Here is a 24486-nt window from a genome sequence, read left to right on the forward strand (position 1 = left end):
TTATTAGTTTTAAGTTTCATATTATTTGTTTAATCCCTCCGGTCCCTTCTTAATAGCCCGCAACATTATTCCGATACCGGCTATCAGCATGACTGTAAATAAAAGCAAGAAAATAAAGAATGTAATCTGCACAGAACTTACATCTAATTTTGAAATAGCGACCGTTGTAGGAAGTAAGTCACGAATAGCCCACGGCTGACGGCCGCATTCGGCTACTACCCAACCGGCTTGTCCGGCAATGTATCCCAAAGGAATAGTCAATATAGCAATCCAATGTATCCAACGCATTTTACTCAGGTCTTTCTTATATGCAAGGAAGAGTACAACAATAAAGAATAGTATGAAATAACCACCCAATATTACCATCACGCGAAAAGCATAGAAATTCAGAGGTACGTTAGGAACCAGCTCATTTACATCTTTAATATATCCGTAACCAAAATAAGGCATATTCTCTTTCAATACTGAATGTGCAACTTCTGCCTCCTTTTCATTCCCAGCCTTCTTTGCTGCTTTAAATGCTTTCAATGCACCAATAGCTGTTTTTCCACGGTCAATCTTCTCTTGTGCCGAAAGCGCAGTTGAACCATCCTTTAATTGATAACCTCCTTCAATGATATTTGTTATTCCGGGAACGTAAGCATTTGCATCCCGTTCAGCCAAAAATGATAGGAAACTTGGAATTTCTATTCGGAATAGGAAAGGTTCTTTCCCGTCATTATATGTTTTCTTCTCTGGATTTAATGCTCCAATAGCTACCAAACCGACATTATTACCTCCTTCATACAAACCTTCTACAGCAGCCAACTTCATTGGTTGGGTCTGTGCTATTTGATAACCGGAACCATCACCTGTCCATGCAGAAAGCAAGGAAGCCACTAATCCAAAGATTGCACCAATCTTAATACTGGCAAGTGCAAATTCACGATTACGTTTCTTAAGTAAATACCAACAACCGACACCTACTACAAAAACTCCACCTAGTACCCAGCCGGATAACACTGTATGAAAGAACTTATTGACAGCCACTGGAGAAGTTGCTACAGCCCAAAAATCAACCATCTCATTACGGGAAGTCTCCGGATTAAACTCCATCCCGACCGGATGTTGCATCCAAGCATTAGCAACAAGAATCCACCAAGCAGAAATAGTAGCACCTAAGCCAGTCAGCCAAGTAGAAGCTAAATGGAAACGTTTGCTAACCTTCTCCCATCCGAAAAACATAACAGCAATAAAGGTAGCCTCCATAAAGAATGCCAGAATACCTTCAATAGCAAGTGGTGCACCAAAAATATCCCCTACAAACCAAGAATAATTACTCCAATTCGTACCAAACTCAAATTCCAGAATTAATCCGGTTGCCACACCAATAGCAAAATTAATACCAAACAGTTTCATCCAGAACTGGGCAGTACGTTTCCAAAACTCATTACCTGTCTTATAATACAGCGTCTCCATTATTCCCATCACCACTGCTAGTCCAAGGGTGAGAGGAACGAAAATCCAATGGTACATAGCTGTCATTGCAAATTGGGCTCTCGACCAATCGATCAGCGAGGTGTCAATACTTTCAATCATAATCTTATCGGATTTTTAAATTTAATAATCAGTAGTTTTCTCTGGAAGTGCACGTTGTATTAATTCATTTCCCACATAATCAGCTTTATCTGCATCCGTAGGATGATCACCTAGGAAATCAGGGAAAAAGAAGAATTTAAGTATAAAGAACATAACAAATAGTTTCACCAGAATAATAAGCCAAAGTGTACGACCTAAGGTCATACTACGGAAACCATCAAGATAAAAGTTCCAGACTCCAAGTAGTGCATTCTTCATAATCGGATACTTAGGATTTGTAATTAGTACAAATATACAATTTTTATAATTAAAACAAATAAGTGGACCAAAATGTTGAGTGATTTATACACTTTTTCCCTATAATACCTTCCTATCGACACAAAAAAATCATTTAACGGGGAAATATCGACATTTGTCTATCGTTTTTGTACCTAATATTAGATGTACGTACCTTCGCATCAGTAAAATCAATAGCAGTAAAATATGATAAACGTAAAAAGATTGGCAGTGATAGCAGTTCTGGGAACGGGTATACTGACAGGCATATCCGCCCAGAATTCTTCTGTGCAAGCTGATACCCAAAACGAAGTGGCAATTCCAGCTCAATGGGATTTGCAATCGTGTATCGATTATGCCTTGCAGCAGAATATTACTATTCGTAAGAATCGGGTTAATGCGGAAAGTACACAGATTGATGTCAAGACGGCGAAAGCTGCTTTGTTTCCCAGCCTGTCGTTTTCTACTGGTCAAAATATGGTAAATCGTCCATATCAGGAAACAAGTAACACAGTTAGTGGAAGCGAGATCATCAGAAGTACAAGCAAAACCAGTTATAATGGTAACTATGGTTTGAACGCTTCTTGGACTGTATACAATGGTAATAAACGACTTAATACCATTAAACAGGAAAAACTGAATAATCAGGTAGCCGGACTTGAAGTAGCAACTTCGGAAAACAGTATTCAGGAATCTATTGCACAGACTTATATACAAATTCTTTATGCAGCAGAGTCTGTGAAAGTAAATGAAAATACATTGCAAGTCTCTATTGCACAACGCGACCGCGGACAAGAACTTCTGAATGCAGGAAGCATTGCTAAAAGTGATTTTGCTCAATTGGAAGCACAAGTAAGTACAGATCGTTATCAACTCGTTACGGCGCAAGCCACTTTACAGGATTACAAATTACAACTAAAACAATTGCTCGAACTGGATGGGGAGAATGAAATGAATATCTATCTCCCCTCCTTGTCCGACAACAGTGTGCTCACTCCGCTACCGACTAAAAAAGATGTTTATGCCAATGCTCTCGCTATCCGCCCGGAAATTGAAGCTAGTAAACTTAATGTAGAAGCATCTGAATTGGGTATCGATATTGCTAAAGCTGGTTACCTTCCTAGTATTAGTCTTAGTGCAGGAATTGGAACGAATCATACAAGTGGTAGTGACTTCACTTTTGGCGAACAGGTGAAAAACGGATGGAATAATTCGATCGGATTATCTGTCAGTGTACCTATCTTTAATAATCGTCAGACAAAGAGCGCCGTACAAAAAGCCATATTGCAACGTGAAACAAGTATGCTGTCTTTACTTGACGAACAAAAGGCTCTGTATAAAACTATCGAAGGTCTCTGGTTAGATGCAAATAGTGCACAACAACGTTATGTAGCAGCTAATGAGAAATTAAAAAGTACTCAGATCAGCTACGATTTAATTAGTGAACAATTCGACATGGGTATGAAAAATACCGTCGAGCTCCTCACAGAAAAGAATAATTTGTTGCAAGCACAACAAGAACAACTTCAGGCTAAATATATGGCTATATTAAATGCACAATTGCTGAAATTCTATCAGGGAGATAAATTAGCATTATAAATAAGTAAAAACATAGAAAAAGAATGAAAACAAAAAAGATTATCCTAATCGCTGTGGCAGTCGTCGTGGTAGTGGGTGGAGGAATCTGGTTCTTTACTGGTTCTCCTGCCAAACACAAAGTCACTTATGCAACTGCTAATGTCAGCAAAGGCGACATCTCCAATTCAGTGACTGCTACAGGCACTATTGAACCGGTGACAGAAGTAGAAGTCGGTACGCAAGTATCTGGTATCATCGATAAAATTTATGTAGATTATAATTCAGTAGTAACCAAAGGACAGTTAATTGCAGAAATGGACCGTATTACTCTGCAAAGTGAACTTGCCTCTCAAAAAGCTACTTATGATGGTGCAAAAGCAGAATATGAATATCAACAGAAAAATTATGAACGTAGTAAGGGATTACATGATAAATCATTAATTAGTGATACTGAATTTGAACAAGCATTGTACAATTTTCAAAAAGCTAAAAGTTCTTATGATAGTAGCAAAGCTTCATTAGCAAAAGCTGAACGTAATTTGTCCTATGCAACCATTACTTCACCAATTGATGGCGTAGTTATTAGCCGTGACGTAGAAGAAGGACAAACTGTAGCTTCCGGATTTGAAACTCCTACCCTCTTTACCATTGCAGCCGATTTGACACAAATGCAGGTTGTGGCCGACATTGACGAGGCTGACATAGGTGGTATTGAAGAAGGTCAGCGCGCCAGCTTTACTGTAGATGCTTATCCGAATGATACGTTTAATGGAGTAGTAACACAGATACGTTTAGGTGATGCAAGCAGTTCTAATAGCAGCACTAGTTCTAGCAGTAGTACTGTTGTTACCTATGAAGTAGTAATTTCGGCTCCTAATCCTGATTTGAAATTGAAACCTCGTTTGACTGCCAATGTTACCATCTATATTCTAGATAAGAAAAATGTATTATCAGTTCCCAACAGAGCTTTACGTTTCACTCCGGAAGAACCGCTAATTGGCAAGAATGATATCGTAAAAGACTGTGAAGGCGAACATAAATTGTGGACTCGTGAAGGAAACACTTTTACTGCCCATCCAGTAGAAATAGGAATCAGTAATGGAATCTCAACAGAAATCATCAGTGGAGTTGCTGAAGGTACTAATGTTGTGACAGAAGCTACTATCGGTGCTATGCCTGGAGAAGCTGCTACAGCTGAAACCAATCAGGGAGATACTGAGAAAAGTCCTTTCATGCCTAGCCGTCCGGGAAGTAAGAAGAAAAAGTAAAAAGAAACTTTTCCTCAGCTCTCTATTAAGAATTGAAGAACTGAGAAGATCGGATTCGACTATATACAGAGTATTTAGAGACTAATTATTAATCAAAAAAGTACCCCCTATTCCCTTTCCTTTAGAAAGGGTTGGGGCGAGGCTAATATGAAAAAAGTAATCGAACTTCAAAATATCAAACGAGACTTTCAGGTAGGAGAAGAAACTGTCCATGCGTTACGAGGCGTTTCGTTCACTATTTGTGAAGGTGAGTTTGTCACTATCATGGGTACTTCCGGTTCTGGTAAATCTACGTTGCTCAATACATTGGGTTGTCTAGATACTCCTAGTAACGGAGAATATCTGCTCGATGGAATTTCTGTCCGTACAATGAGTAAGCCTCAACGTGCTGTGCTGAGAAACCGTAAAATCGGTTTTGTATTCCAAAGCTATAACCTGTTGCCTAAAACAACAGCTGTAGAAAATGTAGAGTTGCCACTCATGTATAACTCTTCAGTTAGTGCAACAGAACGTCGGCAGCGTGCAATCGAAGCTTTACAGGCTGTAGGGCTGGGTGATCGATTGGAACATAAATCCAATCAAATGTCCGGTGGACAGATGCAACGTGTAGCCATTGCGCGTGCTTTGGTAAACAATCCTGCAGTTATCCTTGCCGATGAAGCTACAGGTAACCTCGATACACGTACCTCATTTGAGATACTTGTTTTGTTCCAAAAACTTCATGCGGAAGGACGTACTATCATATTCGTAACGCACAATCCCGAAATTGCGCAATATAGTAGCCGGAATATTCGTTTACGTGATGGTCATATCACAGAAGATACTATTAATTCGCATATTCTATCGGCTGCTGAAGCTTTAGCTGCATTGCCGAAAAATGAGGAAGATTAAATAATTTAAATTATGAATGGAACCAACTTATTTAAGATAGCTCTCCGGGCCTTAGCTAATAATAAGCTTCGTGCTTTTCTTACTATGCTAGGTATCATTATCGGTGTCGCTTCGGTTATCACGATGCTTGCCATCGGGCAAGGATCCAAAAGAAGTATCCAGAAGCAAATTTCTGAAATGGGCTCGAACATGATTATGATTCATCCGGGAGCTGACCGGCGCGGAGGTGTTCGTCAAGACCCATCAGCGATGCAAACGTTGAAACTTACTGATTACGAAGCTTTGCGTGATGAAACGAATTACCTGGCTGCTATCAGTCCGAATGTCTCTTCATCAGGACAACTCATTGCCGGTAATAACAATTACCCTTCTTCTGTTAGTGGTGTCGGATTAGAATATCTCGAGATCCGTCAATTAAGCATTGAAAATGGGGATATGTTTACGGAAGCTGATATACAAAGTTCTGCCAAAGTATGCGTTATTGGTAAAACAATCGTGGATAATCTTTTCCCGGGTGGCAGTGATCCTATCGGTAAAATTATCCGTTTTAACAAAATACCATTCCGCGTTGTAGGAGTACTCAAGGCTAAAGGATACAACTCTATGGGACAAGACCAGGATAATATTGTATTAGCTCCTTATACCACAGTAATGAAACGTTTGTTAGCAGTTACTTATTTGCAAGGTATCTATGCCTCTGCTCTCACAGAAGATATGACGGATTATGCAACCAACGAGATTAATGAGATTCTTCGCCGTAACCATAAACTTAAAGCTTCGGATGAAGATGACTTCACGATCCGCACACAACAAGAATTAAGTACAATGCTGAATTCTACAACAGATTTAATGACAACTTTACTTGCTTATATTGCCGGAATTTCTCTTGTAGTTGGCGGTATCGGAATTATGAATATCATGTATGTCTCTGTGACTGAACGTACTCGTGAAATTGGTTTACGTATGTCTGTCGGTGCACGTGGAGTTGATATTCTTAGTCAGTTCCTTATCGAAGCTATTATGATCAGTATCACTGGCGGTATTATTGGAGTGATAATTGGTTGTGGGGCGAGCTGGGTTGTTAAGAGTGTGGCACATTGGCCTATCTTTATACAACCATGGAGTGTCTTCCTTTCTTTCGCTGTTTGTACTGTTACAGGAGTCTTCTTCGGATGGTATCCTGCAAAAAAAGCTGCAGATTTAGATCCGATTGAAGCAATCAGATACGAATAAAAAGCTATCTTTGTCTTTATGAAACAAACCTTTACATCCGCACGTCGTCCCCTAGAGATACTGATACATATTATCAGCTGGGGGATTATGTTCGGATTTCCATTCTTTTTCGTTGAGCGGGGAAATGGAAATATAAATTGGATGGCCTATATACGGCATGCTGCTGTCCCACTCTCTTTTATGATTGTGTTTTATATCAACTATTTCCTTCTGGTTCCAAAATATCTTTTCCAAAACCAGACTAAGAGATATATTACATATAATATTCTCCTGCTCTGTGCTATTGGAGTATTATTGCATTTCTGGCAAAGTTTAACATTCGATCCATCATTAGCTCCCAAACCTAAACGACCGAATATGCCTCCGGGGTGGTTATTTTTCGTTAGAGACATGTTAAGTCTGGTTTTTACGATTGGTCTGAGTGCTGCGATTCGTATGAGTGCACGATGGAGTAAAGCTGAAGCTGCTCGTAAGGAAGCGGAACGTAGTCGTGCAGAAGCGGAACTGAAAAATCTACGTAATCAATTAAACCCTCACTTCTTGTTGAATACCTTGAACAATATATATGCTTTAATCACATTTAATACAGATAAGGCACAACAAGCTGTACAGGAGTTAAGTAAATTGCTTCGATATGTTTTATACGATAATCAGCAGACTTATGTCCCACTGTGTAAGGAGGTGGATTTCATACGCAATTATATTGAACTGATGCGTATCCGATTATCATCTAATGTACAAATGACAACTCAATTCGATATTCAGCCGGATAGTCAGACACCTATTGCCCCACTCATTTTCATATCTCTAATCGAGAATGCGTTCAAACATGGCATATCTCCTACTGAACCTAGCTTTATCAACATCTGCCTTGCTGAAAATGATAAAGAAGTAATATGTAATATCCGGAATAGTAATCATCCTAAAAACATGATGGATAAGAGTGGCTCCGGCGTGGGATTAGAACAGGTAAGCCGACGTCTGGAGATACTTTATCCCGGAACTTACACATGGTCAAAAGAGATCTCTGAAGACGGTAAGGTATATGAATCAAAATTAAGGTTAAGTATTAAGTATTAAATATCAAAGTATTATGGTGTTACGTTGTGCTATCGTTGATGATGAGCCTTTAGCGCTCGGCCTACTGGAGAGTTATGTAAACAAGACTCCATTTCTCCAACTTATTGGGCAGTATTCCAGTGCAGTACAGGCAATGAAAGAGTTACCGGATCAAGAAGTAGATCTTCTTTTTCTGGATATCCAAATGCCGGAGCTAAATGGATTAGAATTCTCTAAAATGGTTAATGCACGTACTCGTATTGTATTTACAACTGCTTTTGGACAATATGCCATTGATGGTTACCGCGTAAATGCACTCGACTATTTACTAAAACCTATTTCGTATGTTGATTTCTTACAAGCAGCCAACAAAGCACTCCAATGGTTTGAATTGACTCAGAAACCAGAAGAAAAGGATAGTATCTTTGTAAAAAGCGATTATAAACTTGTACAAATAGATTTGAAGAAAATCCTATATATTGAAGGCTTAAAAGATTACATTAAAATATATACGGAAGATGCCCCAAAACCTATATTGTCATTAATGAGTATGAAAGCTATGGAAGAGCTATTACCTTCTAGTCGCTTCATACGCGTTCATCGTTCATATATTGTCCAAAAGGATAAAATCAGGATAATTGATCGTGGACGGATTGTTTTCGATAAGACCTATATCCCCATTAGTGATAGCTATAAACAAGCCTTTCAAGTTTTTCTTGATGAAAGAAGCTAAAGCTAATGTTTGCATATTTATCGGTAAAAAAAGGAATTTTGTCGATTATGCTTTGGTAGACCGGGTTTTATCTATATCTTTGCATTGAACAGAAAGGGATTGTGAAATTCCAAGAATAGAATAGTTTAGTTAAGTCTAGTTTAGTTTTTGTGTTGAATCGGAAGCCTGCAAGAGAGCATGGCTTCCGATTTTTATTTTATTGATATTCAGTGAATTAAAAAGCAAAATCGAACTTTTTTAATGTCAATTAGTAGTCTATATTAGAGAGCAAAAATGTCACTTTTGACGCTATAAAATGGTCGGATTATGGTCGGAAAATTCCCGGATTAAAATCTGATTATAAGTAAATTACAATAGGATGTTTTTAAAATAATGGTCGAAAACGCCATTTTCATCTTAAAAAAAACACAAATTATGGCTACATTAACATTGGTAATAGTTCCAGCAAAGAAGTTGTCAGACGGGACACACAAAATAAGAATTCGAATCGCGCACAACTCCGAAACAAGATTCATCACCACGGATATAGTGGTAAGGGAGAACGAGTTTAAGAACGGAAAAATAGTGCACCGTCCAGACAAGGATTTTCTCAATACAAAATTACAGCAGCTATACAACCTTTATTTCAAGCGATACATGGAACTGGAATACCCTGATTCGCTCACTTGTACGCAATTAGTCAGAATGATAACTAACCCGTTAAACGGAGAAAAGAATTTATCGCATTTTGATAGTTTTGACTATCCCCCCAATTAGCAAGACTTCCACTCACTTCTTCCACTAATCGAAATACCGCAGTGCGACCACCATAGCTAGAAATGCCGTATTTATCAAGAATTTCTTTACAAAGATCCCAACATTGAACACCAGTACAAAATCCTACGAATTTACTAGAATCCATTAATTCAATAGGATTTTTTAATTCATCACAACCGCAACCACTGCCTGCACCACAACCATAAGCACCACAGTAATAACAACTACATGCGCAAGTATGACTATCACTTGATCCACAACCGGAACCACTGTCAGAACCGGAAACTAGAGCCACAGCCAGATCCAGAGCCACAGCCGGAATTAATGCAACTACAGAGATTATAGTTACAACAGCCACAAAGACAACTAGAGCTACTACCACAACCTGAACCACAACCACTAGCTGACCATCCAGCTAGTGTCCACCCCCATCCACATACATAAACACTACCGGATATGGCCCCTCTTTCATTCAGAGATTGAAAAAATCTTGAGACATACAATCATCCGGCCCCATACAATTTCCCTTTAGCCGGTATCGATTCTGGAAATAATATAGGATTAGCTAATATCCAGTTATAAATAGGATTTTCATAATAGCCTTTACTATCATCTGTTTTCTCTGCCCATTTAGAAGGATGATTGATAGAGCATCCAATTATTTCTACACTTCCAATGATAGCAGAATTGACAATATCCTCTACACATATTATTTTTTGTTGAAACTCAACAGGCAGACTATCCCATTGAGCTTTTGTAAATACACTATGGGGATTTCTCATTTCTACAGGTTTTCCACTTGCATGGATTAACACTCTATGCCCTATGTATTTCTCTGGACACGCCCAAGTACGGTTCTCGATGTCTTTGATACCATGGACGATTAAGGATGCCCACGGCTGTTTTACGGTGATTGCTTTCATTTATTTAATTCTTTCCCCAGTCTATTTTCTCATACGAGTGATGTCCTATCCAATCAAAATCATCTGAATACGGCCATTCTTCTTCATCGCAATCTTCTGGGCATTTGTCTGTATGTACATGATAGTTTTCTTTTTCATCCGTCTTGGTAACAACAGAACGGTATTGGATTTCTGCAATATAGTTTTGACCGCAACAGGCTTCATCGAAGATTCCTTCTCCATCACCTTCCTTCAGCCAATCTTCTGCCTCTTTCAGCGTTTCAAACTCTTCGTACTCTCCGTTTGCAGCATCATAAGCTACATAACGGTAATTGTTTTTGCTCATTTCTTTGATTTTTTAGATTTTACTTTTATCGGATTCCATTTCTCATCGGTGCCAAACTGACTAAGGCGGAATTCGTGGACTCTTAGCCAGTATTTAAAAGGCGGAGATATTTGGTTGATTCATTGCTTTCTTATACATTTGTATATTAAATATCAAATTGCGTTATGGCTGATTATCTAAAACAAAAAGAGCTTTATATAAAGCAATACCCTCAAGCTAAGAATTGGCTGAATCAGTGTGTTATATGCCAAGAAATAGGATATAAGCCTGAAATGCCTGAAAATATCTATCCTGGGGTATTGGCTCAAAATATTAGAAAGTTATTCAAACCATTGCCTGTTAATGAACATGGAATATGTGCTCAATGTGCAGCATACATCCATAATATCTAGCGTTTTTATTTATTTTTACTTCACTTCAAATTCAATGGTTTTCACCTCACCATCTTTCATTTTCTCAAATACAAGAACAAAATCATTTTTCAATCTGAGCATCAGACATATATTCTGTTTGCTTACGTCCCTTATTCATTGGTTGATGTCCTTTTGGAAAAACTCTTTAGATTTAAAGAGTCGTAATTTGAACGCTATTCCATTTACGGCAGAATAAGTTGTACCTAATATCTGTGCTATTTCCTCATTAGTATGATTGGGATACAACTCTTTCAATCTTTCAACCCTCTCACTATTCCAAAATCCAGTTTTTGGAGAGCGCTTAAGCTTTCGAATCAAAGCCTTTGCTTTTACAGCAGTAGGCGTTTTACCAAGGCGTCTGGCAAGCTCTTGCAAATCAGCAGTTGGATACTCGCTATCAAGTATAGCGAGTTGTTCATTAGTCCAAGTTCTCATAAATATATCAATAAAGAGAGGAAACCGTTAGGCTTCCTCTGTATTATCATTCTCAAGGTCTTTCAATCTCTCATTAAGTTTCTTTTGTTTCTTGTCGAAAGAAGTAGCAAGCTGCTTACCAAGTTCAGCGTAGTCATTCAGGATATTGTTCTGCAAAGAGAATGTTTTGGCATTTTTGCATATAGGGATAGAACATCACATCATTGCTCGAAAGATTGTTAGCGATAAAAGCACGATACCATTGATTACGATCAGCTCGGTTGTTCTTCACATATTTTAACGAAATCAGACTCTTTCTTATAAGTAGAAAGTTTTAGTGTTTCCAAATATTTACTACTACAATTCCGGAGAATCATTACATCGAACACAGTTTGTTCGTCAACAGATAACTCTTTATTGCGCTTATAATAGGGCTTTTCCTGTGCCCATTTTCTCATAGTTTCAGAGCTCTTCTCGATTACCTTATCCTTAGCTTTCTTCAACTTTTCGTTTATCTTTTCCCTTTCTATATCTTTAGGATTTGCAAGAGCACAATTACTGGAAGCTAATTCTTTTCTGATATAATAAAACTTAACCTTTACTTCGGGGTTATAATAGTCCCCAAAAGTGATACAGCGGTAAACTTCTCCATCCTCAAGCATTTTTTGAGTACGCTCATCATCTTCCGCATACCAACATACTCCTTTAAACACATGATTGAAATTCCTTATGAACCAGATTCTTATTATATCTTCGACCGCGGTTATAACAACTTCAAGATGCTGTATAAGATTGCCTATTTCGTTGTCAGAGCCCAAAAGAGCCTCCAATACAAATCCATCAAATGGAAACGTAGACTGCCTAAGAATGTGCTGTCAGAGGCGAGTGTACTTCTGACCGGATTCTATCCTAAACAATATTATCTGGAGCCACTTAGACTGGTTAAATATTGGGATGAAGAAAAAGAACGAGAATTTACATTCATAACCAATGCGATGCATATATCTGCGTTTCAAGTTGCTGAACTTTATAAAAATCGCTGGCAGGTAGAGCTGTTTTTTCAAAAGGCTCAAGCAGCACCTTAAAATCAAAAAAATTTAGGGAACTACAAAGAATGCTGTTCGAATACAGATATATGCTGCAATATGCGCTTACTCTTTGGTGGCAATCATTCAACACGATATGCAACTGAACAGAAGTACATATGAAGTACTGCAAATATTGAGCATCTCATTAACAGATAAGACTCATCTAAGAGACCTATTTGATAAAACTAAATTTCAAAATGACAAAGAACGATTCGGAGCAAATGGGTCAAGTTTATTTAATTTTTAATTCGTCCCCAATTTTAATGGGACACTAGTGATCTCGATCTTAAAAAAATCGAGATAAAAGAAAGTGATCATATATAAACAGACTAATCTCCTCTATTTATACAAGTTGTTTTTGTACTTTTGCACTGAAAAGTCTCAAGAATGGAATACAACGTAGAAGAACTTAAAAAAGCATTGATAGAAAAATGCAAAGAGGAAAGCATAATATATGCTCTGGTAGCAATAAATCGATATACGAAAGAGATTATTCTACCAAATTCCTTACAAGATGCATTAAATAATCCCAATTATTATGTATGCACTTGTAGAAAAGTAGAAGAAAAGTACCAAATAGAAGAGGAAAAATAATGTTTTTTCACATTATATATCCTTTTTATTATATTTGAGTCAAATATTTATAAATTAAATAGTTTCATTTTATTTCTGTATAATAAAAATATTAATCAATACCTATTATAATTTCCAAGTATGTTAAATAGTTAAATATGTACGACATAATATAAGATAAACAATTACTTTTTGATATAAAGACCAAGTGTTCCGAGTAAATCATATGAAGGTACAAAAAAGAGAGTTCCAGTTATTGGTGTTCTAAAATCTAATAAGCGATCAGTATTACCTATCGGATTACCAATATACATATTCTCTAACATTTGATACCTCGTACTGAAAGTATTAGCATAACCGAAAGTGTATTCCATGCTACCATATCATGGATATATTTCTGTATAAAGACATAACTTCCCCCTTTAAAATCTGGGTCCTCTTCACCAATCACAGCAAACAAATATAAATTCTCATCAACAGCTGGATTCTCCATACCGTCTACATAACCAATAATGGCTTTGCCATCCAAATATCGAAAACCATGTGTCTCATCAACAGACTCAACTACTCCCCTAAGTTTTTCGTCTATTAGAGAAGCAATTTAAAACACAATCCCATCCGGCGATACCGAATATGAAATAATAAATCACCCGAAGTAGATACTGCTGTATACTTATTTCCTTTTATTTCTGGAAAAGGTACCAATTCTTTAGGTTTTCCTAATTCTGGAAAAAAAGCCCCATGCATCAGCTCCAAATCCCATAGTACAACTAAACTGCATTTCAGGGAAACGATTACGCATAAATCAATGCAGAAAAACTGGAACAAACATCTTTTATCTTATCACTAGTATCTGGTAATTGTTTCAGTTTATAAACTATAAATATGCTATTCTCTCCCTGCTTCCTTACAACATCTTGTGGGAAATTACCACCAAACGGGCATTGAATAGGATTCATACGATTCTATTTTTAGTTACTTTCATCAAAATCATTCTATTTCTCAGTAAAGTTCGAAGCAGCTAATTCATCAACAAATAATTCGACATTATTTGCATGATGAGCAACATAAGCAGCTGGACTTACATCTCCCGAGTTACATATCTCACTTACAACTTCAGCTTTTGACCTTCCAGTAATTAAAAATATAGTCCAACGAGCGTTGATTATAACATTCCCAGTCATTGCTATCCTCTTTTGACCATTAATTGGATTGATAGTAAGAACATAGGCAACATCAGAAGTAAGAAACTCTTCCTGCCCTGAAAAAATAGAAGAAGTATGTCCATCCGCTCCTGCACCAAGTAATATAATATCAAATTCTGGAAAACCATTTTTTTCGGGTACTAACCGTTCTACTAATTCGGAATAGCGTTTAACTTCTTTATTAGGCGACTTCATTTCTCCATAGATACGAAATACATTTTCATAAGGAATAGGTACCAAACTCAATAGCAGAGAACGTGTCATTCCATAATTACTATCCGAATCTGAAGGAGGTACACAACGCTCATCCACCCAGAATATTCTCATTCGTTCCCAAGGTGTGACATTTGCATATTCATTTGCCCATATATCAAACATTAATGCAGGAGTTTGCCCTCCACTCAACGCTATATTGAATATTTTTCCTGGCTCCTCATTCAGAATATTTATTATATATAGTATTAACTTACGTGACACCTCGGCAGACGAAGGATAAATAGATAATTTCATAATTCACAATATTGTTCTGTATGTTTCAAATTTTTACAAGGATTTGTCCATTCCGCGCCATGTTCACGCATCATAGCTTCACTTTCTAAAGGTCCCCATGTACCTGCTGGATAACCATAAAGCGGTGCATTAGGAGTGTCACTCCAAAAACGAAGCACAGGGTCAAAGAAGCGCCATGAAGCCTCAACCGCATCACTACGTGTAAACAAAGTCGCATCACCCTGAATACAGTCATCTATTAAACGCGCATAAGCATCACCACCTGGTACTCCACCTAAATCAGCATAACTAAAGTCCATCGTCACTTGTCGGACCTCAAAACCAGCTCCTGGAACTTTCATTCCTATTTTAAGGACTATACCTTCATTGGGTTGTAAACGAAGAATTAATTTGTTAGCACGGGGACAGTTACCACCAGAACAACGAAACATTTGATGAGGTGTTTCACGAAAGTGAACAACAATTTCTGTTACCTTTGTTGGCATTTGCTTACCTGTACGAATATAAAAAGGTACTCCACTCCAACGCCAATTACTGATACCCAGCTTCATCGCAATATAAGTTTCTGTACGCGAATCAGGAGCCACACCTTTCTCTTCACGATATCCTTTTTTATTGCCAGAGGCAGTATATTGTCCACGAACTATGTGTTCGTTAAGGTCGATTTCATTTAAAGGGGTTAATGACTCATAGACTTTTACTACCTCATTACGGAAATTATCAGCATTAAAGATTGCAGGAGGTTCCATAGCAGTTAATGCTACCAGTTGAATCAAATGATTCTGCACCATATCACGTAAAGCACCGGCAGTTTCATAAAAACCACCACGCTGTTCTATTCCAAGATTCTCTACAGCCGTAACTTCTACATAGTCTATATAGTTACGATTCCACAAAGGTTCGAAAATACCGTTAGCAAAACGGAAAGCAAGTACATTCTGTGCTGTTTCCTTACCTAAGAAATGATCAATTCGATAAATTTGATGTTCATCAAAAACAGAAGCATAGATACGATTTAATTCTCGTGCCGATTCAAGATCGTACCCAAAGGGTTTCTCAACAATAATACGAGACTCTGACGTATTCAATCCTGCTTCTTTCAGATGTAAAGGTACAACTCCATAAAGTGAAGGTGGAGTAGCCAGATAGAACAACAAATTATTAGGATTAATATCATCTGTTAATTCTATCAGACGCTGACGTAATAATGAATACCCCTCTGCCTCGGCCGGATCCATTGGCAAATAAAATAAATGAGTAACAAATAAAGTCATAAGCTCCATATCCTGTTCTTCAGGCTTGACAAAACGTTGTAATTCCTCAAGGATATAAGAACGATAACTCTCATCAGTATAGACTGTACGTCCGACACCTAAAATAGTGAATTCTCCGGTAAGTCTTTTATCCCTAAATAATGAATACAATGCAGGCATCAGTTTACGTTTTGTTAAATCTCCCGAAGCCCCGAAAATAATCATTGCAAATTTATCCATACCTTAACTTATATACTTTAACCTTATACATTATATGTTCCCGACTTTGTATCACCTCCATGCCCCGTCCAATTCTCATGAAAGAACTGTCCTCGAAGTTCATCCTTACGTTCGAAAGTATGTGCACCAAAATAGTCACGTTGCGCTTGTACCAAATTGGCCGGCAAATCAGCAGAGGTTAAAGAATAAAAATAATTCAACGCAGAAGAAAATGCCGGAACAGGCAATTCTTCTTTCATGGCCTCCGCTACAAGGTTTTTCCATCCAGGAATCAATGTTTTTATTTCTTGCTGGAAATATGGAGCTAACAACAAATGTTCTGGCTTGTTAGCTGCTTCAAAAGCAGCGGCTATATCATTCAGAAAAATACTACGAATAATACATCCTCCCCGCCACATACGAGCAATAGAAGCGAGATTTAGTTGCCAGTCAAAAGTATCGGATGCACGCTGTAAGACTGCAAAACCTTGCGCATATGAAACAAGTTTTGAAGCATAAAGTGCCGAAAATATTTCTTTTACAAATTCAACTTTATTATAAACAGGCATTATATGTGAATGTGGAAACTGCTTACTAGCCAAATGCCGTAAATCTTTCTGTGCAGAAAGACTACGCTCGAAAACAGCTGTAGCAATTAATCCCAATGGCATACCAAGTTCCATTGCATTAATAACCGACCATTTACCTGTCCCTTTTTGTCCTGCCGTATCCAAGATTTTATCAATAAGATAGCCTCCTGCTTTATCTTTATGCCTCAGAATATTAGAAGTAATTTCTATCAGATAACTACGGAGTTTCCCTTCATTCCAATATTCAAAGACATCTGCCATTTCTTCATTATTCAAATCAAGCAAATTCTTCATTACCCAATAGGCTTCCGCAATAAGTTGCATATCTCCATATTCGATTCCATTATGAATCATTTTCACAAAATGTCCTGATCCGGCAGGACCTACCCATTCACAGCAAGGAGAACCATCCAGCGCTTTTGCAGCAATACTCTGTAGAATAGGTTTCACTTCCTGCCAAGCTTTCTCCGAACCACCAGGCATAATAGAAGCACCATTTAGAGCCCCTTCTTCACCACCAGATACACCACTACCTACAAACAGAAAACCTTTTGATTCGGCGAGCTTAACACGACGATTAGTATCCTCATAATTAGAATTGCCCCCATCTATCAGTATATCTCCGGGAGAAAGTAGTGGAAAAAGTTGTTCCATTAGTTCATCTACAGGTTTACCTGCACGAACCATCATCATAATCTTACGAGGGAGCGCTATTGATTCTACAAATGCTTTTATATCTGTAAATCCTTCGATATTTTTGCCTTTAGCACGTCCATTTATAAAACGTTCCACAACCCCCTCTTCTACTCCAGGAACAGTACGGTTGTAAACCGATACATGCCATCCCTTACTCTCCATGTTCAAGGCAAGATTCTCACCCATCACAGCCAAACCAATCAATCCAATATCTGTTTTATTCTGATTTGCCATAACTTGTATAATTTAAAAATATTGTTTATGTAAATAACAATTCATAAGAATATTTGTTCGCAATTTTTAGATTAAAACATTACTTTTGTAATTCATAAAATAATCCAGAATGAAGAAGTTTAAAATCGGCTTATTGCCACGCATTATTATTGCCATCATCTTAGGTATTGCCATCGGTACTATATTCCCGGCACCATTAGTACGTATATTTGTTACCTTTAATGGTATTTTTAGCGAATTCCTCAATTTCTCCATTCCACTAATAATTGTAGGACTAGTTACTATAGCAATTGCCGACATCGGAAAAGGTGCAGGCAAAATGTTGCTTATTACAGCACTGATAGCCTATGGAGCTACATTATTCTCCGGCTTTCTCTCTTATTTTACAGGAGTCACAATTTTCCCTTCTCTCATCGATACAGGTGTACCGCTTGAGGAAGTTAGTGAAGCTCAAGGTATTGTACCCTACTTCTCAGTATCAATTCCTCCACTAATGAATGTAATGACAGCACTAATTCTTGCTTTTACTCTTGGCTTAGGTCTAGCCTCATTACAGAGTGATGTATTTAAAAATGTAGCACGTGATTTTCAAGAGATCATTGTGCGTATGATTAGTGTAGTAATATTGCCGTTATTACCACTTTATATTTTCGGAATATTTTTAAACATGACCCATTCAGGACAGGTATATTCCATTCTAATGGTTTTTATCAAAATTATTGGAGTCATATTCATACTCCACATCTTCCTATTAATTTTCCAATATTCCATTGCCGCACTTTTTGTTCGGAAAAACCCATTCAAGTTACTTGGAAAAATGATGCCGGCTTACTTCACAGCTTTGGGAACGCAATCTTCTGCTGCTACCATCCCTGTGACATTAGAGCAAACAAAAAAGAACGGCGTATCTGCTGACATTGCCGGATTCGTAATTCCACTTTGTGCAACCATCCATCTATCCGGTAGTACACTCAAAATAGTAGCTTGTGCTCTAGCATTAATGATTATGCAGGGGATTCCTTTCGACTTCCCTTTATTTGCCGGATTCATCTTCATGTTAGGAATTACTATGGTAGCTGCACCTGGTGTTCCCGGCGGAGCTATTATGGCTTCATTAGGCATTTTACAATCCATGCTAGGCTTCGACGAATCAGCGCAGGCACTGATGATTGCACTATACATTGCCATGGACAGTTTTGGTACAGCATGCAATGTAACTGGTGACGGTGCTATCGCATTAATAATCGATAAAGTCATGGAAAAAAATACCGCTAAAAATAAAATCGAATGAGTTTTTTGCGTATGCAGCAAAAATTGCCGACATTTGTATCCGTATTTTCAAATAAAAACATATAGTGTATGAAAACAGCCCTTATCTCAGGCATTACCGGACAAGACGGTTCCTACCTTGCTGAATTTCTTTTGCAAAAAGGTTATGAAGTTCATGGTATTCTTCGCCGTTCTTCTTCATTCAATACTGGTCGTATAGAACATTTATATTTTGACGAATGGGTACGTGATATGAAACAGAAACGTACCATCAATTTACATTATGGCGATATGACCGATTCCAGTTCTCTTATCCGTATCATCCAACAAGTACAACCAGATGAGATATACAATCTTGCAGCCCAAAGTCATGTAAAAGTATCATTCGATGTTCCCGAATATACAGCAGAAGCTGATGCCATTGGCACATTACGTATGCTTGAAGCAGTACGCATTCTGGGATTAGAAAAGAAAACTCGTATTTATCAAGCTTCTACTTCTGAATTATTTGGTAAAGTACAGGAAATTCCACAAAAAGAAACAACTCCTTTCTATCCACGTAGTCCATATGGAGTAGCAAAACAATACGGCTTCTGGATAACTAAGAATTATCGTGAAAGTTATGGAATGTTTGCTGTTAATGGTATATTATTCAATCATGAAAGTGAACGTCGTGGAGAAACATTCGTAACACGTAAAATCACATTGGCAGCTGCACGTATAGCACAAGGAGAGCAAGACAAATTATATTTAGGCAATCTGGATGCACGTCGTGACTGGGGTTATGCTAAAGATTATGTTGAATGTATGTGGTTAATTCTCCAACATGATACTCCGGAAGATTTTGTAATTGCTACAGGAGAAATGCATACTGTACGTGAATTTGCAACACTCGCTTTCAAAGAAGTGGGAATTAAACTCCGATGGGAAGGTGAAGGTACTGATGAAAAAGGCATTGACATTGTCACAGGAAATATATTAGTTGAAATTGATCCTAAGTATTTCCGCCCTGCAGAAGTGGAACAATTATTGGGTGATCCAACAAAAGCTAGAACATTGTTAGGTTGGAATCCACGTAAAACATCATTTGAAGAATTGGTAAGCATCATGACTCGTCACGATATGGAAAAAGTGAGACGCATGATTGTCACCAAACATTAACACAACTTTATATGGAAAAGAATGCAAAAATATATGTAGCAGGACACCGCGGTCTGGTAGGTTCTGCTATTTGGAAAAATTTGCAAGACAAAGGATATACAAATCTTGTTGGCTGTACCCACAAAGAACTTGATCTTTTAGACGGTATTGCTGTCCGTCAATTCTTCGACAAAGAAAAACCAGAGTATGTGTTTCTTGCTGCTGCCTTCGTAGGTGGCATAATGGCAAATAGTATTTATCGCGCTGACTTTATCTATAAAAACCTACAAATCCAGCAAAACATAATCGGGGAAAGTTTCCGACACAACGTAAAGAAGCTTCTATTTCTTGGTAGCACATGTATATATCCTCGTGACGCCGAGCAACCAATGAAAGAAGATGTTTTACTGACATCTCCATTGGAATATACCAATGAACCTTATGCAATAGCCAAAATAGCAGGATTAAAAATGTGCGAAAGTTTCAACTTGCAATACGGTACAAATTATATTGCAGTAATGCCAACCAATCTGTACGGTCCAAATGATAACTTTGATTTAGAGCGTAGTCATGTACTTCCTGCGATGATTCGCAAAATTCATCTGGCACATTGCCTTAAAGAATGTAATTGGGAGGCTATTCGCAAAGACTTGAATCTACGACCTGTAGAAGGAATCAATGGCAATAGTTCGAAAGAAGAGATTCTTGCTATTCTCCGCAAATATGGTATTAATGAAATGGAAGTAACACTATGGGGTACAGGTACTCCTTTGCGTGAATTCCTTTGGAGTGAAGAAATGGCCGATGCCAGTGTATTTGTCATGGAACATGTGGATTTCAGAAACACATATAAAGAAGGTGATAAAGATATCCGCAACTGCCATATCAACATTGGAACCGGAAAAGAGATCTCGATCCGCCAATTAGCCGAACGAATTGTTGAAACAGTTGGTTATAATGGAAAATTAACCTTTGACAGTAGTAAACCAGATGGCACAATGCGTAAGCTAACCGACCCGTCTAAACTCCACGCCTTAGGATGGCATCACAAAATTGAAATAGAAGAAGGCATACAGAAAATGTATGAATGGTACCTGCAATAAAAGAGCAAAGAAAGATGAAGGATCGGATTTAGGTGTTATTACACAACCATTCTTCATCTTCCTTTTTATAAACATCCCTTACCTCCAAAATTCTCTCTCCCCAAAAAATTTTCACTTATAATGCATCTTTCTTAATTTAATTATTATATTTGCACAATTTAATACCAAATGTGCAAAAAACAATGGAACAAAGTTTTATAGCTTACATTGAGAATAGTATAAAAGACAATTGGGACTTGGATGCCTTGACTGATTACAAGGGAGCCACCCTACAGTATAAAGACGTAGCTCGCAAAATCGAAAAACTCCATATTATTTTTGAAGAAAGTGGAATCCGCAAAGGAGATAAAATAGCCGTTTGCGGAAGAAACAGTTCTCACTGGGGGGTTACTTTTCTTGCTACATTAACCTATGGAGCGGTGATCGTTCCCATTCTCCATGAATTTAAAGCAGACAATGTACACAACATCGTCAATCACTCCGAAGCTAAATTATTATTTGTTGGAGATATGGTCTGGGAGAATCTGAATGAATCGGCGATGCCACTATTGGAAGGCATTCTGATGATGAACGATTTTACTTTACTAGTTTCACGTAGTGAACGTCTGACACATGCAAGAGAACATTTAAACGAATTGTTTGGCAAAAAATATCCAAAGAATTTCAGAACAGAACATATTGAATACCATAAAGATCAACCAGAAGAACTGGCAGTTATCAATTATACTTCTGGAACAACCAGCTACTCAAAAGGTGTTATGCTCCCCTATCGTAGTCTGTGGTCAAATACAAAGTTTGCTTTTGAAGCATTGCCGCTACAAGCTGGCGATAAAATTGTATCTATGTTACCAATGGCACATATGTATGGTTTAGCCTTTGAATTCTTATATGAATTCGCTGTGGGATGCCAGATTTATTTCCTTACCCGTATGCCTAGCCCAAAAATCATTTTTCAAGCTTTTGCAGAAGTAAAACCAAGATTAATTGTCGCCGTTCCTCTGATTATCGAAAAGATTATCAAGAAAAATGTACTTCCAAAATTGGAAACTCCCACTATGAAGTTATTACTTAAAGTACCTTTTATCAATGATAAAATCAAGGCAACTGTCCGCGAAGAGATGATCAAAGGGTTTGGGGGGAACTTTGCTGCCGTAATTGTAGGTGGTGCAGCTTTCAACCAGGAAGTGGAACAATTTTTGAGAATGATCGACTTCCCTTATACTGTAGGTTATGGAATGACAGAATGTGGTCCGATTATATGTTACGAAGATTGGACTAAGTTCAAACCAGGCTCTTGTGGAAAAGCGGCTCAACGTATGGACGTGCAAGTACTCTCTTCAGATCCTGAAAATATTGTAGGTGAAATAGTATGTAAAGGTCCTAATGTAATGTTAGGCTATTATAAAAATGAAGAAGCAACTCGCCAAGTAATAGACAAAGATGGTTGGTTACATACAGGTGACCTCGCTCTAATGGATGCCGAAGGTAATGTCACAATCAAAGGACGTAGCAAAAATATGTTACTCAGTGCTAGTGGACAAAATATCTATCCTGAAGAGATTGAAGATAAACTAAACAATCTGCCTTATGTAGCTGAAAGTATTATCGTTCAGCAAAATGAGAAATTGGTAGGCTTGGTTTATCCGGATTTTGATGAAGCATTTGCCAATGGTTTAAAAAATGAAGATATCGAACGAGTGATGGAAGAGAATCGAATAGCTTTAAACGAAACACTACCTGCTTACAGTCAGATATTTAAAATGAAAATATATCCTGAGGAATTTGAGAAAACTCCTAAGAAAAGCATCAAACGTTACTTATATCAGGAAGCTAAAGGATAAAAATATGAGAATCAAAAAAGCAATATGTACGGCAGCTATTTTAATGGCTGCCGTTTGTTTACAAGCACAGAATAAGTGTGCAGGTATTAATCTCTCTGTTTGGAAAGGTGTTAGTACCCAATCTCTTGACAGTACTCAAACTAGCTACGTAAATCTAGGTTTCCTATCGACTATGAACCGTCTTAATGGTATAGGAATAAATGTCTTAGGAGGCGTGACTCGTAAAGACATGAATGGAATGCAAATTTCCGGACTAGCTAACATAGTGGGTGGCAGTATGCAAGGACTTCAATTATCCGGTATTAGTAATATCAGTGGAAACAATTTGGCAGGTCTCTCAGCATCTGGTTTGGTCAATATCACAGGCAATGATGCTAAAGGTATAATTATTTCAGGCCTCACAAGTATTGGAGGAGATAATACAACAGGAATAATGATGAGTGGATTTATGAATGTTACAGGAGAAACAGCTTCAGGATTACAACTTTCCGGACTGGCAAACATAACCGGAGAAGATCTCAGTGGTATGATGACTTCCGGACTCCTAAACGTAACGGGTAAAAACATGAACGGAATACAAATTGCAGGCATTGCTAATATAACTGCTAATTCATTAAATGGAATACAAATTGGATTATGTAACTACGCAACCCAAGTCCACGGAGTCCAACTTGGCCTAATTAACTATTATCAAAAAACAATAAAAGGCTTTCAACTTGGACTGGTAAATATCAATCCTGAAACAAAAGTCCAAATGCTAATATATGGCGGAAATACGACACTTGGAAATATAGGAGTACGCTTCAAAAACAAGTTATTCTATACTATATTAGGACTTGGAACATACAATCTAAATTTGAATGATAAGATCTCAGCTAGCGCTTCTTATCGTGCCGGTCTATCATTGCCTGTTACCAAAAAACTATCAATCAGTGGAGATTTGGGATACGAACATATAGAAACGTTTAAAAATAAAAATGAAGTTATCTCTAAACGCCTCTACGCTTTACAAACACGCATTAATGTAGAATATCAAATCACTGAAAAACTTGCAGTCTTTGCAACCGGAGGATATGGATGGACTCGTTATTACAATAAATCCCACAACTTTGACAAAAAAACGATTGTAGAAGCTGGACTCATCCTTTTCTAGAGTCTCACTATCTTAGGTATAAATATAGAGAAGAAAAATATGTCATTCGTGCTAAACAGGAAATAATATCTAACGTCGGTTTCACAGATTGGGGCCTAAGCATTCTTCTCATTATTATGATGATACCAACCCTGCCACATACAGAGTTGGATATGAAATTAAAGA

24 protein-coding genes and 3 pseudogenes are annotated in these 24486 nt (G+C 37.7%); 15 read left to right on the plus strand and 12 right to left on the minus strand.

Annotated features, from left to right (window positions below; genetic code table 11):
* Positions 1-21 precede the first annotated feature (21 nt).
* Both EJF25_RS07300 and EJF25_RS07305 read right to left on the minus strand, forming a co-directional pair.
* Positions 22-1578: a cytochrome ubiquinol oxidase subunit I gene (locus EJF25_RS07300; RefSeq protein WP_125040694.1), complete on the minus strand. Its 1557-nt coding sequence runs from the start codon at positions 1576-1578 to the stop codon at positions 22-24.
* Between the two features lie 21 nt (positions 1579-1599).
* Positions 1600-1836: a DUF4492 domain-containing protein gene (locus EJF25_RS07305; RefSeq protein WP_125040695.1), complete on the minus strand. Its 237-nt coding sequence runs from the start codon at positions 1834-1836 to the stop codon at positions 1600-1602.
* A 225-nt stretch (positions 1837-2061) separates the two neighbouring features.
* Here EJF25_RS07305 and EJF25_RS07310 point away from each other — a divergent pair, with 225 nt between their 5' ends.
* The 7 genes and pseudogenes from EJF25_RS07310 to EJF25_RS25535 all read left to right on the plus strand — a co-directional run.
* Positions 2062-3453, plus strand: a complete 1392-nt coding sequence (locus tag EJF25_RS07310) for a TolC family protein (protein ID WP_125040696.1) — start codon at positions 2062-2064, stop codon at positions 3451-3453.
* A gap of 23 nt (positions 3454-3476) precedes the next feature.
* Positions 3477-4700, plus strand: a complete 1224-nt coding sequence (locus EJF25_RS07315; protein ID WP_125040697.1) for an efflux RND transporter periplasmic adaptor subunit — start codon at positions 3477-3479, stop codon at positions 4698-4700.
* A gap of 147 nt (positions 4701-4847) precedes the next feature.
* On the plus strand, positions 4848-5591 hold the full coding sequence (locus EJF25_RS07320) for an ABC transporter ATP-binding protein (protein WP_125040698.1): 744 nt from the start codon (positions 4848-4850) through the stop codon (positions 5589-5591).
* 12 nt (positions 5592-5603) lie between these two features.
* On the plus strand, positions 5604-6824 hold the full coding sequence (locus EJF25_RS07325; protein WP_125040699.1) for an ABC transporter permease: 1221 nt from the start codon (positions 5604-5606) through the stop codon (positions 6822-6824).
* A gap of 18 nt (positions 6825-6842) precedes the next feature.
* Positions 6843-7904, plus strand: coding sequence for a sensor histidine kinase (locus tag EJF25_RS07330; RefSeq protein WP_125040700.1), 1062 nt, complete (start codon positions 6843-6845; stop codon positions 7902-7904).
* Between the two features lie 13 nt (positions 7905-7917).
* On the plus strand, positions 7918-8616 hold the full coding sequence (locus EJF25_RS07335; protein WP_125040701.1) for a LytR/AlgR family response regulator transcription factor: 699 nt from the start codon (positions 7918-7920) through the stop codon (positions 8614-8616).
* A 372-nt stretch (positions 8617-8988) separates the two neighbouring features.
* A pseudogene (locus tag EJF25_RS25535) lies at positions 8989-9357 on the plus strand (Arm DNA-binding domain-containing protein); the annotation flags it as partial.
* On the opposite strand, the gene EJF25_RS07345 reads toward EJF25_RS25535, so the two are convergent.
* From EJF25_RS07345 to EJF25_RS07355, 3 genes are all read right to left on the minus strand, one after another.
* A complete protein-coding gene (locus EJF25_RS07345) occupies positions 9308-9754 on the minus strand; it encodes a hypothetical protein (protein WP_125040702.1) in 447 nt (148 codons plus the stop codon). The pseudogene EJF25_RS25535 and the gene EJF25_RS07345 overlap by 50 nt on opposite strands.
* 121 nt (positions 9755-9875) lie before the next feature.
* The gene (locus EJF25_RS07350) at positions 9876-10295 is read right to left on the minus strand and encodes an ASCH domain-containing protein (RefSeq protein WP_125040703.1); all 420 of its coding nucleotides are present in this window, start codon (positions 10293-10295) and stop codon (positions 9876-9878) included.
* A 4-nt stretch (positions 10296-10299) separates the two neighbouring features.
* Positions 10300-10620 (minus strand): hypothetical protein, encoded by a 321-nt coding sequence (locus tag EJF25_RS07355; RefSeq protein WP_125040704.1) that lies wholly within the window; start codon positions 10618-10620, stop codon positions 10300-10302.
* Positions 10621-10784: 164 nt separating this feature from the next.
* Here EJF25_RS07355 and EJF25_RS07360 point away from each other — a divergent pair, with 164 nt between their 5' ends.
* Complete coding sequence (locus tag EJF25_RS07360) at positions 10785-11012, plus strand: hypothetical protein (protein WP_125040705.1); 228 nt, start codon at positions 10785-10787, stop codon at positions 11010-11012.
* 135 nt (positions 11013-11147) lie between these two features.
* Here EJF25_RS07360 and EJF25_RS07365 read toward each other — a convergent pair whose 3' ends face one another.
* From EJF25_RS07365 to EJF25_RS07370, 3 genes are all read right to left on the minus strand, one after another.
* Complete coding sequence (locus tag EJF25_RS07365) at positions 11148-11468, minus strand: hypothetical protein (RefSeq protein ID WP_235016746.1); 321 nt, start codon at positions 11466-11468, stop codon at positions 11148-11150.
* A 27-nt stretch (positions 11469-11495) separates the two neighbouring features.
* Positions 11496-11624 carry a hypothetical protein gene (locus EJF25_RS26110; RefSeq protein WP_262707193.1) on the minus strand — a complete coding sequence of 43 codons (129 nt, stop codon included), beginning with the start codon at positions 11622-11624 and terminating at the stop codon, positions 11496-11498.
* 95 nt (positions 11625-11719) lie between these two features.
* The gene (locus EJF25_RS07370; protein ID WP_125040706.1) at positions 11720-12160 is read right to left on the minus strand and encodes a hypothetical protein; all 441 of its coding nucleotides are present in this window, start codon (positions 12158-12160) and stop codon (positions 11720-11722) included.
* A 3-nt stretch (positions 12161-12163) separates the two neighbouring features.
* Between EJF25_RS07370 and EJF25_RS07375 the strand changes: the two are divergent.
* Positions 12164-12782, plus strand: a pseudogene (locus tag EJF25_RS07375) (IS4 family transposase); the annotation flags it as partial.
* 140 nt (positions 12783-12922) lie between these two features.
* Positions 12923-13129 carry a hypothetical protein gene (locus EJF25_RS07380; protein WP_125040707.1) on the plus strand — a complete coding sequence of 69 codons (207 nt, stop codon included), beginning with the start codon at positions 12923-12925 and terminating at the stop codon, positions 13127-13129.
* A 164-nt stretch (positions 13130-13293) separates the two neighbouring features.
* Here EJF25_RS07380 and EJF25_RS07385 read toward each other — a convergent pair.
* From EJF25_RS07385 to gnd, 4 genes and pseudogenes are all read right to left on the minus strand, one after another.
* Positions 13294-14067: pseudogene (locus tag EJF25_RS07385) on the minus strand (Dyp-type peroxidase).
* A gap of 36 nt (positions 14068-14103) precedes the next feature.
* Complete coding sequence (gene pgl, locus EJF25_RS07390) at positions 14104-14823, minus strand: 6-phosphogluconolactonase (RefSeq protein WP_125040708.1); 720 nt, start codon at positions 14821-14823, stop codon at positions 14104-14106.
* The gene (zwf, locus tag EJF25_RS07395; RefSeq protein ID WP_125040709.1) at positions 14820-16316 is read right to left on the minus strand and encodes a glucose-6-phosphate dehydrogenase; all 1497 of its coding nucleotides are present in this window, start codon (positions 16314-16316) and stop codon (positions 14820-14822) included. The genes pgl and zwf overlap by 4 nt, the downstream gene beginning before the upstream one ends.
* Positions 16317-16339: 23 nt before the next feature.
* Positions 16340-17815, minus strand: coding sequence for a decarboxylating NADP(+)-dependent phosphogluconate dehydrogenase (gene gnd / locus EJF25_RS07400; RefSeq protein ID WP_125040710.1), 1476 nt, complete (start codon positions 17813-17815; stop codon positions 16340-16342).
* A gap of 109 nt (positions 17816-17924) precedes the next feature.
* Between gnd and EJF25_RS07405 the strand changes: the two genes are divergently transcribed.
* The 5 genes from EJF25_RS07405 to EJF25_RS07425 all read left to right on the plus strand — a co-directional run bounded on the left by EJF25_RS07405 (position 17925) and on the right by EJF25_RS07425 (position 24321).
* Positions 17925-19106: a dicarboxylate/amino acid:cation symporter gene (locus tag EJF25_RS07405; RefSeq protein ID WP_125040711.1), complete on the plus strand. Its 1182-nt coding sequence runs from the start codon at positions 17925-17927 to the stop codon at positions 19104-19106.
* A gap of 68 nt (positions 19107-19174) precedes the next feature.
* Positions 19175-20245 (plus strand): GDP-mannose 4,6-dehydratase, encoded by a 1071-nt coding sequence (gmd, locus tag EJF25_RS07410; RefSeq protein ID WP_125040712.1) that lies wholly within the window; start codon positions 19175-19177, stop codon positions 20243-20245.
* A gap of 11 nt (positions 20246-20256) precedes the next feature.
* Complete coding sequence (locus EJF25_RS07415; RefSeq protein ID WP_125040713.1) at positions 20257-21327, plus strand: GDP-L-fucose synthase family protein; 1071 nt, start codon at positions 20257-20259, stop codon at positions 21325-21327.
* 182 nt (positions 21328-21509) lie between these two features.
* A complete protein-coding gene (locus tag EJF25_RS07420; RefSeq protein ID WP_125040714.1) occupies positions 21510-23168 on the plus strand; it encodes an AMP-binding protein in 1659 nt (552 codons plus the stop codon).
* A 4-nt stretch (positions 23169-23172) separates the two neighbouring features.
* On the plus strand, positions 23173-24321 hold the full coding sequence (locus tag EJF25_RS07425) for an LA_2272 family surface repeat-containing protein (protein ID WP_125040715.1): 1149 nt from the start codon (positions 23173-23175) through the stop codon (positions 24319-24321).
* Positions 24322-24486 lie beyond the last annotated feature (165 nt).

Source organism: Bacteroides faecalis (genome assembly GCF_003865075.1).
GTDB lineage: Bacteria > Bacteroidota > Bacteroidia > Bacteroidales > Bacteroidaceae > Bacteroides > Bacteroides faecalis.